At 64.2% G+C, this 13,458-nt stretch carries 9 protein-coding genes; 2 read left to right on the top strand and 7 right to left on the bottom strand.

Annotation, left to right across the window (positions count from 1 at the left end; translation table 11 throughout):
* Positions 1-13: 13 nt before the first annotated feature.
* The 7 genes from algG to yaaA all read right to left on the bottom strand — a co-directional run bounded on the left by algG (position 14) and on the right by yaaA (position 10,300).
* Complete coding sequence (gene algG, locus N7422_RS14595) at positions 14-1,570, bottom strand: mannuronan 5-epimerase AlgG (RefSeq protein ID WP_279807184.1); 1,557 nt, start codon at positions 1,568-1,570, stop codon at positions 14-16.
* Between the two features lie 18 nt (positions 1,571-1,588).
* The gene (locus N7422_RS14590) at positions 1,589-3,067 is read right to left on the bottom strand and encodes an alginate export family protein (RefSeq protein WP_279807183.1); all 1,479 of its coding nucleotides are present in this window, start codon (positions 3,065-3,067) and stop codon (positions 1,589-1,591) included.
* Positions 3,064-4,635 carry an alginate biosynthesis TPR repeat lipoprotein AlgK gene (gene algK, locus N7422_RS14585; RefSeq protein WP_279807182.1) on the bottom strand — a complete coding sequence of 524 codons (1,572 nt, stop codon included), beginning with the start codon at positions 4,633-4,635 and terminating at the stop codon, positions 3,064-3,066. Before algK ends, N7422_RS14590 begins: the two co-directional genes overlap by 4 nt.
* A 12-nt stretch (positions 4,636-4,647) precedes the next feature.
* Positions 4,648-5,814 carry an alginate biosynthesis protein Alg44 gene (locus N7422_RS14580; RefSeq protein WP_279807181.1) on the bottom strand — a complete coding sequence of 389 codons (1,167 nt, stop codon included), beginning with the start codon at positions 5,812-5,814 and terminating at the stop codon, positions 4,648-4,650.
* Between the two features lie 34 nt (positions 5,815-5,848).
* Positions 5,849-7,339, bottom strand: a complete 1,491-nt coding sequence (locus N7422_RS14575; RefSeq protein ID WP_279807180.1) for a glycosyltransferase family 2 protein — start codon at positions 7,337-7,339, stop codon at positions 5,849-5,851.
* Positions 7,340-7,401: 62 nt separating this feature from the next.
* Positions 7,402-8,718, bottom strand: a complete 1,317-nt coding sequence (locus N7422_RS14570; protein ID WP_279807179.1) for a UDP-glucose/GDP-mannose dehydrogenase family protein — start codon at positions 8,716-8,718, stop codon at positions 7,402-7,404.
* Positions 8,719-9,520: 802 nt separating this feature from the next.
* A complete protein-coding gene (gene yaaA, locus N7422_RS14565) occupies positions 9,521-10,300 on the bottom strand; it encodes a peroxide stress protein YaaA (RefSeq protein ID WP_279807178.1) in 780 nt (259 codons plus the stop codon).
* A gap of 136 nt (positions 10,301-10,436) precedes the next feature.
* On the opposite strand from yaaA, the gene N7422_RS14560 reads away from it, so the two are divergent.
* Both N7422_RS14560 and N7422_RS14555 read left to right on the top strand, forming a co-directional pair.
* Entirely contained in the window at positions 10,437-11,567 is a 1,131-nt protein-coding gene (locus tag N7422_RS14560) for a polysaccharide deacetylase family protein (protein WP_279807176.1), read from the top strand.
* A 358-nt stretch (positions 11,568-11,925) separates the two neighbouring features.
* Positions 11,926-13,320, top strand: coding sequence for a PhoH family protein (locus N7422_RS14555; RefSeq protein WP_279807175.1), 1,395 nt, complete (start codon positions 11,926-11,928; stop codon positions 13,318-13,320).
* The last annotated feature ends 138 nt before the right edge of the window (positions 13,321-13,458 follow it).

Below are 13,458 nucleotides of genomic sequence, written 5' to 3'. Positions count from 1 at the left end.
GGTCTGGGCTTCCTTAGTCGATCATTTCGGTCTGGCGTTCGACCGGGTCGATCAGCACGGCCTTCTGCTGGCGTACCAGCAGGTCGAGGATTTCGTCCTGGCGTTCGCCGAGCACGCCGTTGAAACTGATGCCGTTGGCCTTGCGCGGCATCAGCATCGACACCTTGTACAGCTCCACCGACAGCGGCGAGTCGATCGACAGTGGGCCGGAACCGTTGGCCGCCAGCTCGCCGCCGACCACGATCAGCGACACCTTGGTGTCGAACGGGTCGAGGGCGATGTCGCGGTCGGTGTCGGAGAGGTCCTTGATGTGCCCGTACACGCCCACCAGGCCGTTGGCCATGGCGACGTTCTCGTACAGGCGAATGTTCACGCTGTTGCGCACGCGGATGCCGTGGCGGCGGTTGTTGATCAGCTTGTTGCCCCAGATCAGGTTGTCGCCGCTCTCGTACAGGGTGATGCCGTCGGTGTGGTTGCGGTAGATCTCGTTGTAGGCGATCAGGTTGTTGACGCTGTTGCGGTCGATCACAACGCCCGAGAGCTTGTTGTCGTAGCTCTTGTTGTTGATGATCCAGCTGTCGTTGACCTCACGCGAAACGATGATCCCGTGCTTTTTCTTGGTCCCGTAAACCGTGTTGCCGGCGATGATCAAACGGTGCGAACGGTCGTGGGGGTCGATGCCGTAGACGATGTTGTCGCGGTAGGTCGAGTCCTTGATCACGAAGTCCTGGGTCTCGTAGCAGTAGAAGCCGTACCACATGTCGCTGAACTCGGAGCCGATGATCCAGCCGGTGGGCTCCGGGCGGCCCATCTGCTTGGCCATGTTCGGCGTGTACTGCGAGATGCTCACGCCGTAGGACTTGGACTTGGCGTAGCCGAAGCTGGCCATCTTGCTGTTGACGATGTAGGTCTCGGTACCGCCCCAGCTGAGCAGGAACGGGCGGAACTCGTCGGGCTTGCGGAAGGTCGCCGGGCCATTAGCCTGCTCGCGCCAGCCGGTCACCTGGGTGTCGCTGACGAACAGCTTGCCGTCGTTGACGATGAACGAGCCGCCTTCTTCGGACAGACGCAGCTCCTTGACCTTGCCGTCGATCTCCAGCACGCCCTTGCGCCCGACCACGATCGGCAGGCGCGCCAGGTAAACGCCCGGCGCGGTTTCGCGCAGGTACTGGCTGGGGACTTTCCTGCTCAGTTCCACCAGGTCGACATGCCCGTCATCGACGAAGATCGCCTGGGGAATGCCGTGCTGGCGACGGACCCATTCGGCGCCCTTGTTGTCGCCGCCGATGAACTCCTTGAGGGTGTCTTCCTGGAGCATGCGGCGCACGCTGACCTTGCCCTTGTGCCGGCGGTCGATCTTTTTCTGCACGGCCTGGGCGGTGTAGCCGGACAGGTCGGGCAGCTTGGGTGGTTCCATCTTCAGCGGCTCGATCGGCGCGCTGGAGACGGTGTAGGTCTTGGCCTGTTGCAGCCCTTTGGCCATCTCCGGCTCGGCGGCCTGGGCAAGGCCGCCGGCCAGCAGCAGGGCGCTGGCGAGCAGGCTGTGGCGAAGGTTCGGGTGCAGGTTCATGGGTTTCCTCTCCCGGCCTCAGTAGCGCCAGATCACGTCGACGAAGGCGCGGTGCATGTACGAGTCGGCCTCTTTGCCATAGGCATCGCCCGGCTTGAACACACCGGCGCGCAGGCGCACCAGGGCCGAGGGTTCGTCGATCGACTGGCTGATCGAGGCCGGCAGCAGGCCTTGCTTGAAGTACTTGGTCACGACCACGTCCATCTCCTGGCCGAGGTCTTTCTCGCCCTGTACCAGCGGACGGCTGATGCCGCCGTCGTCGACCACCGCGTTGATGCCGCTGGAACCGATGTTCTGCTTGCCGTCGACACGCCAGAACTTGTGGTAGATGAAGCTGGCGTCGTAGTCGTCGCGCAGTTGCCACGAGGCGAACAGGGTGGCTGCCTGCAGGTTGCCCAGCTCGCCGCGGAAGGCTTCGCCGAAGCGGTGCACGCGCGAGCGGGTGCCGGTGAAGTTGGAGCGGTTGCTCTCGAGGCCGGTCTGCTCGAAGTTGTTCGAGCCGTCGCTGCCGCCGCCACCACTGCCCCGGGCGTAGGCCGCGCCGACCTGCCATTGCGGATCCAGGCGCAGGCGGATGCCGAGGTCGGTGGCCCAGGCGTTGACGTCGCCGCTCTGCTTGCCGGTGGCGACTTGCTCGTCGCCCACCGCCTGGCGGCTGAGGGTGTCGCGATCGCCGGTCAGCCAGGTGACGCTGCCCCAATAGTTGACGGTGTGGTCGTTGCGCCAGTTGTAGGCGTCGCTGTTGGCTTCCAGGCCCAGCCAGGTGAGATCGCCGGTGCGGGTCTTGTCGAGGGCGTCGACGCTCTCGCCGGGGTCTTTCAGGCTGCCGCTGTCGTGGGTGTGGTGGGCGCGCAGGCCGACCCAGTGACCTGGGGTCCATTGCGTGGCGACGTTGCCGTAGACGTGGGTGCGGTCCTTGTCTTCGGGGGCCAGTTCGGTGAGGTCGGTGCGGTATTCGCTGAAGCGCTGGGCCAGGCCCAGGTCGGCCTTGAGCAAGGTGGTGTCGAAGGTCCAGTTCAGCGCCTCGATGTTGGTGTCACGCCACATGCCGTCGTCGCTGCGCAGGCGCTGGCGGCCGAAGCGCAGCTGCTCGCCGGGGTAGAGGGTCAGGCCGCTGTAGCCGATCCAGAACTCGCGCATCGCCAGGTAGCTCTTGTCCGGCTTGCGGCTGTCGTCGCCATTGTCGCTGGTGGTGCCATCGTCGTTCTGGCGCAGGGTGTCGGTTTCGATGATGTCGGTGGCAGCCACCGCCTGGCCCATGGCGAAGGCGCTCCAGTTGCCGCGCTCGCCGTACACCCAGGGACGCAGGTCCAGGCCCAGGCCGCTGACGTCGCCGCCGGAGCGGGTGCCCAGGTCACGGTCGTCTTCCGACTGGCCGGTGATCTTCACGTCCAGGCCGAAGTTCTTCACGGCGGTTTCCTGGGCGAGGGTCGGGACGGACCACAGCAGGGCGAAGCTCAGGCCGATGCCGGCTTTCACGAAGGGGTTGAGCGTCATAGCGAGTCCTCGGCGTCTACTTCGTCTGTCTCGTCTTGCAGTGCTTCGATGGCCAGGGCGCTGCTGCCTCGCTGGGCCATGCTGCCGCGAGCCTGCCTTTCCTGTGCCAACAGGTTCTGCGCCTGGCTGCGCTGGTCAGGGGAGAGTTGCTGGTCGAGCTGTTGCAGCAGTTCGGCCGACTGTGGCGTCGGGTTGGCCTGCGACAGTTGGGCGAATACCCAGGCATTGGTCGGTTCGCTGCGGATACCGTGGCCTTCGCTGAACAGTTGGGCCAGGGCGTAGTCGGCGCTGTTCTGGCCGCCGCGGGCGGCGGCGAGCAGGTGGTCCACGGCTTTCTGCGGCTCGACCTGGCCCAGGTAGCCACGGCGGTAGAGTTGGCCGAGGTAGTAGTCGGCGCTGACCTCGCCGGCGTCGGCGGCGGCCTGCAGGTGTTGCTGCGCCTTCTGCGCGTCGGCCGGCACGGTCTTGCCTTCGTAGTACAGGCGGCCCAGCAGCAGTTCGGCGCGGGGCTGCTCGGCCTCGCGGCCCTTGTCGATGTAGGCCATCAACTGGTCGGTGTCACCCAGCTCGGGGAAGTCGTAGAGCAGCTGCGCCAGGCTCACCCACGAGGCCGGGTTGGCCGGGGCGACCTGCTCGAGCAGATCCTTGGCGGTCTTCTCGTCGGTCTGGCCGAGGCTGCGGTCGGCGAGCACGCGGGCGACGCTGTCGACCCGGGTGGCCGGCACGGCGCCACGGGCATGGGCGGCTTTCAGTTGTTCGAGCAGGGCGGCCTGCTGGTCGGGCTGGGCACGCTTCTGGTAGACGGTGGCCAGTTCGACGTAGCAGATGTCGGTGCTGCTCAGGGCTGCCTTGCAGATCTTTTCGACGTCGTCCAGGTGCTGATCGTAGGTGCCTTGGGTGCGGTACAGCAGGACCTGGGCCAGGCCGGCCTCGGGGTTGCCGGCGGCGCGCCACTGGTCGATCTGCTGCTGGGCGTTGACCTTGGGGAAGCTCTGCGGGTACTGCAGGTAGAGCATCGCCAGTGGGATCAGGGTGTTGCCTTCGCCCTGTCGCGCGGCGAGCTTGAGCAGGGTCTCGGCCTCCTCGCGTTCGGCCTGGGTGCTGTCGGGCTTGGCCACCAGCAGGCGGCCGAGGCGGGCCTGGGCGCGGGGCGAGGTGGCGGCGGCGGCGCGGTAGGTGGCCTCGGCCTCCTTGAGCTGCGCCGGGTCGCGGCTGGCGACCTGGATGTCGGCCAGGCCGACCTGCGCATCGCTGTAGCCGAGGTCGGCCAGGGCCTTGTAGTTGCGTTCGGCGGTGGCGGTGTCGCCGCGCTTGAGCGCTTCATTGGCCAGGCGCTGGTCGGGCAGGCCGGCGCAGCCGGCCAGAGCGATGGCGGCGGCCAGGGCGCACCATGCCAATGGGCGGGCGCTGCGCACCCGATCGCGACACAAGGCCGTTCCCACAGGGATCGAGTCGATCAGGACTGGCGCGGACGCTGTGGGAGCGGCCTTGTGTCGCGATCGAGGGCGCAGCCCTCGCAACACAGGCGACACCGACCCCACTGCAGAGTCACGGTTGACAGGTTTCATTATCAGATCCTCTTACAACCCACGGGCCACGGCCTTGTCGATCAGCCAGTTCAGCGACGGGCCACGGTCGCTGTTGACCGAAGCCGGGCGCCCGGCGAGTTCGGCCGGCAGGCCGCCGTCGGGCTTGATCTGCACGCGGATGTCGGAGGCCAGGTTGTCGGTGTCCAGGCTCGAGCTGCCGGTGATCCGGCCGGTACGCACTTCATCCTCGCCGGCGATCTGGAAGTTGACCCGGGTACCGGGTTTCACCTCGTCGAACTGGCGATAGCTGAAGCGCGCCTCGATGGTCGGGACACTGGTGCGCGGGATCAGCGCGAACACCGGCTGGCCCTTGCTGGCGTACTGACCGTCATCCACCAGCTGGCGCGAGACCACGCAGTCGCACGGGCTGGTGAGGGTGCCGGAGAGTTGTTTGCCGAACAGTTCCTCGACCTTGGCCGGCTCCAGTTGCGAGTCGTCCAGGTGGCCCTTGAGCAGGTCGAGCATGCTGGTGTTGAAGGTCGCCAGCGGCGCGCCCTTGGCCACGGCCGTACCGGACTCCACCAGGCTCTGCACGCTGCCGTCACGGGGCATGGTGACGTTGGTGGTGGGCACTGCCACCACGCCGGCCTCGGCGTGGCTGACGAAGTACAGGCCATACAACGACTTGGCGACGAAGCCGAAGGCCACCAGGCCGACCACGAATACCCCGGCGGTCACGGTGACCGCGCGCAGGCGGCCGAAGGCGGACAGGCCCGAGCCACCGTCCTTCTGCTTGCGCGCCTTGGTGAAGTTGTCGCGCTGCAAGGTACTGAGCACGTCGCCGACGCTGATCAGCTCGCCGGACAGGTGACTGGTGATGATATGGCGCAGAGTGGCGATGTCGCGCGGTTCGAGGTTCTGGAATTCGGCCCCGGTGCGGCCGGTCTCGCGGCTGCTGGTGCGCACCAGCAGTTCGACGTCCATCGACAGGCCGAGGTTGTCGACCACGAACTGCAGGCGTCCGCGCAGCACTTCGCCTTCGGGCAGCGGTTTTTTCGCGTGGAAGGACAGGCCTCCGGCGGACAGGTCGTCAACCTTCACCTCGTGCGGCTCGCGGTTGCCGTCCAGGTAGCGCAGCTTGGCGGGGATGCGCACCCGGGCGTGCTGGCGCTGCGCTTCGGATTCATGCACGACGTTGACGTTCACGGCGGTATTCATGGCGATATTCGTTCCTGTTGTCCGATCCGGGGGCTCACACGACCATGAACAACACGGCGACGAAGATGCTCGCGGCCGAGAAGGTCATGGTCCGCGAGGACCAGGTGTTGAACCATTGTTGAAAACTTGCGAGGTCGCGCTTGAGGGCAGTGGGCTGGCGGGTCCAGGACTGCTTGTCGAGGCGGAAGAACACGTAGATCTTCATCACCGCGCCGACGATCTGGTTGTAATAGAGAATCAGCGGGTAGGCCGGGCCGACGTTGTGGCCCGAGCACAGCAGCATCACGGTGAGGATCAGGCGGGTGATGCCGATCCACAGCAGGTACACCAGCAGGAACTGCAGGCCGAACTTGAAGCTGGCGATCACCGCCACGGTCAGGCCCAGCAGGCTGGTCCACATCGACACGCGCTGGTCGAGCAGCACGATGCTGGTGAACAGCCCCAGGCGCTTGAGGCCCAGGCCCAGGGCGCGAGAGTTCTGCCGCAGGTTGTTGCCGTACCAGCGGTACATCAGCTTGCGGCTGGCCTTGACGAAGCTCTTCTCCGGCGGGTGCTCGACCGTGTTGATCGCCGCGTCCGGCACGTAGAAGGTGTCGTAGCCCAGGCGCATCAGGCTGAACCAGCTGGACTTGTCATCGCCGGTGAGGAACTTGAAGCGGCCCAGGCGCCAGTGCATCAGCGAGTCGCTTTCCACGTCGGCGATGAACTCGGGGTTGGTCACCACGCTGGCGCGGAACATCGACATGCGCCCGGTCATGGTCAGCACACGCTTGGACAGGGCCATCGAGCACATGTTGATGTGGCGCTGGGCGAAGCGCAGCTTGTGCCACTCGCTCATGATGTAGCCGCCGCGCACTTCGCAGAACTCGTTGGTGGTCAGGCCGCCGACGTTGGGGTAAAGGCGGAACCAGGGCACGGTCTTGCGCACCACGCCCTCGGCCAGCACGGTGTCGCCGTCGATCACCGCGACCACGGCGTTCTCGTCCGGCAGCATCCGCGAGATGGCGCGAAAGCCATAGGCCAGGCCGTCGCGCTTGCCGGTGCCGGCGATGCGCACGATGTCGAGGGTGACGTGTTCCGGTGGGTTGTACCTGGCCCACAGGCTCTTCACCAGCAGTTCGTCGGACTTCTCCACCAGCGAGCAGACCACGGTGGTCGGGAAGCCGCATTCGATGGCTTCGCGGATCACCGAGCTGTAGACCTGCGCGGTGGTCAGCGCGTCGATGCGGAAGCTGGTGACCATCAGGTACACATGCGACGGATCGGCTGCGTTGCCCAGCTTGCGCACCTTGCGGCGCAGGTAGGGGTAGACGAGGTACAGGAAGATCATGCCGCGGATGAAATGGGTGGCGCCCATGGAGTAGCGCCAGATGCCGACAGCACCGACCAGGAAGATGAAGTGCTTCGACTGCGAATCGAAGATATCGCTGGGCAGGGCCAGGGCGATCAGCATGAGCAGGCTCATGTAGAGCAGCCAGCCGGCGCACTGCAACAGCACTGTCTGGAACCTTTGCATGTTCGGCATCCGTCGAGAATTCGGGAGTTGCAGGGCGGCGCGCTGGGGAGGGACGCGCCGCCCTGCCGGGCTTACCAGCAGATACCTTCGGTACGGCTGCTGGCGCAGGTCGGCTTGCTCATGAAGCCGACCAGGTCGATCACCTGCTTGCCTTCCGGAGCCTGTTGGGCCAGGGCGCGGAACTGCTCGTCACGGTTGCCCAGGACGATGATCTCGGCGTTGTCCACCACCTGTTCGAAGTTGGCGTTGAGCAGCGAGGAAACGTGGGGGATCTTCGACTCGATGTAGTCCTTGTTGGCCCCGTGGACACGGGCGTACTCGACGTTCTGGTCATAGATGTCCAGTTGGTAGCCCTTGCCGATCAGACGCTCGGCCAGTTCCACCAGCGGGCTTTCGCGCAGGTCGTCGGTGCCGGCCTTGAAGCTCAGGCCGAGCAGGGCGACCTTGCGCTTGTCGTGGCTTTCGATGATGTCGAAGGCGTTCTGCACCTGCGACTCGTTGCTGCGCATCAGCGAATCGAGCAGCGGAGCGCGCACGTCGAGGCTGGCGGCGCGGTAGGTGAGGGCGCGCACGTCCTTGGGCAGGCACGAGCCGCCGAAGGCGAAGCCCGGACGCATGTAGTACTGAGACAGGTTCAGCGCCTTGTCCTGGCAGACCACGTCCATCACCTCGCGGCCATCGACGCCCACTGCCTTGGCGATGTTGCCGATCTCGTTGGCGAAGGTCACCTTGGTCGCGTGCCAGACGTTGCAGGTGTACTTGATCATCTCGGCCACCTCGACCGGCTTGCGGATGATCGGCGCGTCCAGTTCCTCGTACAGGGCCTGCAGCACGTCGCCGCTGGCGCTGTCGAGTTCGCCGATGACGGTCATCGGTGGCTGGTCGTAGTCCTTGATCGCGGTGCTTTCGCGCAGGAACTCAGGGTTGACCGCCACGCCGAAGTCGACGCCGGCCTTCTTGCCCGAGCAGTCCTCGAGGATCGGGATCACCACGTTCTTGACGGTGCCCGGCAGCACGGTGCTGCGTACCACGACGGTGTGACGGCTGCTCTTGTCGCGCAGCACGTAGCCGATCTCGCGGCACACCGACTCGATGTATTCCAGGCCCAGGTCGCCGTTCTTCTTGCTTGGCGTGCCGACGCAGATCATCGACACGTCGCTGGCGCGGATGGCTTCGGCGAAGTCGGTGGTGCCACGCAGGCGGCCATCGGCGATGCCTTGTTGCAGCAGCGCTTCCAGGCCTGGCTCGACGATGGGCGACTTGCCCTTGTTGATCAGGTCGATCTTGGTGCTGGACACGTCCACACCAATCACCTCATGGCCTCGTGCCGACAGGCAACCTGCGCAGACTGCACCCACATAACCCAAACCAAAGATGCTGATACGCATCGCATTCACCTCGTGTGTTTATCACGCCAGCCCTTCCGGGAGAGCCGACCGGGTTGATTAACCAGCAGTTTCTGGGCGCACGGATCCATGGCGAATTGACACTTCACCGAACGCGGGCATGAATAAATCCGGAGCGCAAAAAGTTATGCACTCAAAGTTGGCAGTCAAAGGCCAGTATTAATAAGGCGTGCCCTGAAATGCAGCCGTCTTTATTGCAACTCGCACTTCGCGAATTGCTGTGCTTGTTTTTTCAATTGGAAAAACCTTTTGAAATCAACCACTAGGACGATTCGTAAGGGGCGCGTCTCTCCTTCGTGGGCAGGGCTTTCGGTGGTTGCCGTTGCACTGCCTGACTTGTGGGTTCCGGTGATGGATACCACTCGGCTGTCATCTGTAAGTCATTTCTCACGGCAGGCGCTTGAAACTCGTTACGGGTGCTATGAGCGATAGGGCCGGGGAGAAGTTCCGAGATGGGTTTCGCCGGAATGAAAGATTTCTAAATATTTTTTCAGCGAGAAATACTTTCAATCTGATGGCACGGGGGAGTTTCGCGCCCGTATATAAAGGGTGAAAACGAGACGGGATGGTTATATGCCAGCATGCGAAAATTTTTTTCAAAATTCGTCAAAAAACTACGAACGGTCTTATGGCGTTTTGCGATAAGGCATGGCTAGACGGTTTATTGGCGTCGCAAAATTGGCTGTTTTGAGCACCGTGCCTTGCTGAGGGGCGTAGAAATGATCGCGGGGCAAGCCCACTCCCACGCGTGCGTGGGAGCGGGCTTGCCCCGCGATGGGAGGGATCAGCCTTCGGCGTGATCGCGCAGGAACACCAGATGGTCCGGCTTGGACTGCTCGGCGCTGTAGTAGTAACCCTGCACGTCGAAGCGCTTGAGTTGCTCCGGGTCGTCGATCCGCTCCTGGATCACGAAGCGGCTCATCATTCCGCGGGCCTTCTTGGCATAGAAGCTGATGATCTTGTACTGGCCGTTCTTCAGGTCCTTGAAGTCGACGTCGATCACCCGTGCCTTCAGGGCGCTCTTCTTCACCGCGCTGAAATACTCGTTGCTGGCCAGGTTCAGCAGCACGTCGTCACCCTGGTCGGCCAGGGCCTGGTTCAACCATTCGCTGATACGCGTGCCCCAGAAGGCGTAGAGATCCTTGCCGCGGGCGTTGGCCAGCTTGGTGCCCATTTCCAGGCGGTAGGGTTGCATCAGGTCCAGCGGGCGCAGCAGGCCGTACAGGCCGGAGAGCATGCGCAGGTGCTCCTGGGCGTAGGTGAAGTCGTCTTCGCCCAGGCTTTCGGCGTCGAGGCCGGTGTACACATCGCCCTTGAACGCCAGCAGCGCCTGCTTGGCGTTGGCCGGGGTGAAATCGGGTGTCCAGCTGCCGAAGCGCGCGGCGTTGAGGCTGGCGAGCTTGTCGGAAAGGTGCATCAGTTCGGCGATCTGCGCCGGCGACAGCTCGCGCAGCTGCAGGATCAGTGCCTGGGAGTCGTCCAGGTACTGGGGCAGGGTGTGGCGCTGGGTCACCGGCGGGGTGTCGTAGTCGAGGGTCTTGGCGGGGGAAATCACCGTCAGCATCGGGTCGGCTCCTGTAATCGTCGGGCGGATTCTACGGGGCCGGGACGGCTACGCCAAACTATGGCGACGATAGTCACGGAACATCGCCGAGGCTCGCGTTATAGTGCGCGCCATGCCTTCAAGGAGAATGCTCATCGTGCGTATCGCCTTTGCCCTGTTCGCCGGCCTGCTGAGCCTGGGCGTGCAGGCTGCCCCGGCGGATTTCGTCAGCCTCGATCGCCAGCTGTGGCCGGAATCGCTGGACAGTCCGGCGCTGTTCGATGTGGCGTCGCGTGCCGAGATTCTTTCGTTCGCCCGGGTGCTGCACGAAAGCGAGATGCTCGACGAACAGGCGCTGACCAAGCGGCTCGGGTTGCGTCAGGTCAACCTGCCGGTGGTTCGCGCCGTGCGCGCGCGCATGTGGCAGCGTCTGTGGACCAGTTATCAACAGGCGCAGCTGAGTTGCGAGCAGGACGCGTCGTTCTGCTATCCGGTCGAGTCCATGGCTGACTTGCGTACGCAATCCGCCACGTTCGCCTCCGATGTCGGCACGTTCTATGCAGAGTGGGTCGAGCCAAGCCATCAGTTCCACACCCGTTATCTGGATGAACAGTTGCGCAAGGCTGCGCTGTTCCCGCAGACCACCAGCGAGGTGGAGAAACTCTCCAGCCGTGAGCGCAATGGCGACGAACTCAATGACCGGATGTTCCTGCTGACCTTCGTTGGCGGGCCGGCGCCGCAGGGCGGCGGCACCGAGGCGATGACCGACTATCTGCGCCGGCAGAAGCTCGACGGGATCTTCTTCGTGCTTGGCAATCGCCTGCAGCAGCGCCGCGACGCGGGGCCTGTGGCCGAGTTGTATGCCGGGCAGTGCGTCGGGATCCAGGGCTGGGAATACCGTTCCCACGCGCAGTGGCAGGGCTGGCAGGAGTCGCTGCGGCGCAGCCAGGCGCGGGTTCAGGCCGACCTGCCGGAGCAGTACGTGCCGTTGTTCCGGCCGCCTTATGGGCAGCGTCGCAGTGATGGCGAGGCGTTCATTGCCAGCCAGCAGTTGCGCGTCTCGCTGTGGGATATCGATGCCCAGGACGATGGGCCGTTGACCGCCGAGGCGTCGGCGCAGCGGGTGCTGACCTTGATGCTGGTCTGGCGCAAGGGCGTGATCCAGTTCCGCGACAGCCTGCCCAAGGCGCAGCCGGCGCTGGAGTGGCTGTTGCAGCATACGGCGCAGAGCGGGATCGGCTGGGAGGATTGTCGGGGGTATGGGGCCGGGAGTAGGTCTGGTTCTTGACCTTGTGAGGACGGGGAGGTGCGCGATCCTGAAATCCATCGGCGCACGCCTGATGGCCATATCTTCAGCCCTGACCACAGCCACCTGATCCCTGAGCGTAGTCCCCTCAGCCCCCCGCGCCAAGCCCTGTTCGTCAATCCGAAAAATAAACTTCACCAGAGCGTAAAAAGTCTTTTTTCGGTCATGGTTTTTGCTGTATCAAGGAGTCAGACAGCCGAACCCTGCAGCACAGGTGGCGTCATCCACGCCCCTTGCCAGGTGAGCTCCCCGCCCGTAACGACGCGGATACGGGGAGAACGGCAGTCACTTTGCGGCGCAGCCGTATGCGCCGTGTGGCTTTCACATAAGGTGACCGAGTATGGATGACCAAGGACGCAACCCTTCCTCCAACCAGCCAATCCTGTATGTGCTCGATACCAACGTCCTGATTCACGATCCCAACGCCCTGCTCAACTTCGAGGAGCACCACGTCGCCATACCGATGACGGTGCTGGAGGAACTCGACAAGCTCAAGACCGGTAAACACACCATCGCCGCCGAATGTCGCCAGGCCATCCGCCTGATCGACCAGACCCTCGGCGACGCCTCGCCCAGCGATGTCGAGCAGGGCGTACCGATCCAGCGCGGCAAGAGCGGGCCCAAGGGCTTCCTGTCCATCCTCATGAGCACGCGCAACGAGCCCAATCGCGTGCTGCCCGAAAACCTCGCCGACAACATCATCATCAACCAGTTGCTGGACCTGCGTGCCAAGCGCCCGGACCTGGACGTGGTGCTGGTCACCAAAGACATCAACATGCGCCTGAAGGCGCGCGCCTGTGGTATCGCCGCCGAGGACTACAGCACCGACCAGCTGGTCGACGACGTGTCCTTGCTGTCCAAGGGCTACCATTCGGTCAGCGGCTCGTTCTGGGACCGCGTGAGCAAGGTCGACACCCGTCAGGAGCGTGGCCGCACCTGGCACCGGGTGCAGTTGACCGACAACCTGCCGGCGGTGCACGTCAACGAGTTCATCATCGACGAGCAGGGCTTCGTCGGCTGGATCAAGGGTATCCGCAACGACGAGCTGCTACTGCTCGACCTGCACCAGGAGCCGCTGCTGCACCAGGAAGCGTGGGGGCTCAAGCCACGGGACATCCACCAGAGCCTGGCGCTGTTCGCCCTGCTCGACCCGGATATCCACCTGGTCAACCTCACCGGCGCCGCCGGTTCCGGCAAGACCATCCTGGCATTGGCCGCGGCCATCGAGCAGACCATGGTCAGCAAGCGCTACCGACGCATCATCGCCACCCGCAGCGTGCAGGGGCTGGACCAGGAGATCGGCTTCCTGCCGGGCACCGAGGCGGAGAAGATGGAGCCCTGGCTGGGCGCCATCACCGACAACCTCGAAGCGCTGCACATGGACGACGAGAGCACCCACGGCAGTGTCGAGTACATCCTCGAGCGGGTGCCGTTGCAGTTCAAGTCGCTGAACTACATCCGGGGTCGCAGCTTCCAGCAGAGCCTGATCCTCATCGACGAGTGCCAGAACCTTACGCCGCACCAGATCAAGACCATCATCACCCGCGCGGGGAACGGGTCCAAGGTGGTCTGCCTGGGCAACCTGGCGCAGATCGACACGCCCTACCTGTCGGCCACCAGCTCCGGGCTGACCTACCTGACCGAACGCTTCAAGGACTTCCCCCACGGCGTTCACATCACCCTGCAGGGCGTGCCGCGCTCGGTGCTGGCCGAGTACGCCGAGTCGCATCTGTAAACCCTGCGCCGGGTCTTGTGGGAGCGGCCTTGCGTCGCGAAAGGGCTGCGAAGCAGCCCCGGCAATCTAAGCATCACAGCAGAAATTCTGGGGCCGCTTTGCGGCCCTTTCGCGACGCAAGGCCGCTCCCACATTTGT

This window comes from Pseudomonas sp. GD04091 (assembly GCF_029836165.1).
Lineage (GTDB): Bacteria > Pseudomonadota > Gammaproteobacteria > Pseudomonadales > Pseudomonadaceae > Aquipseudomonas.
Note: the sequence above shows the minus strand (reverse complement) of the source record. Positions and strands in the feature narration are given on the sequence as shown.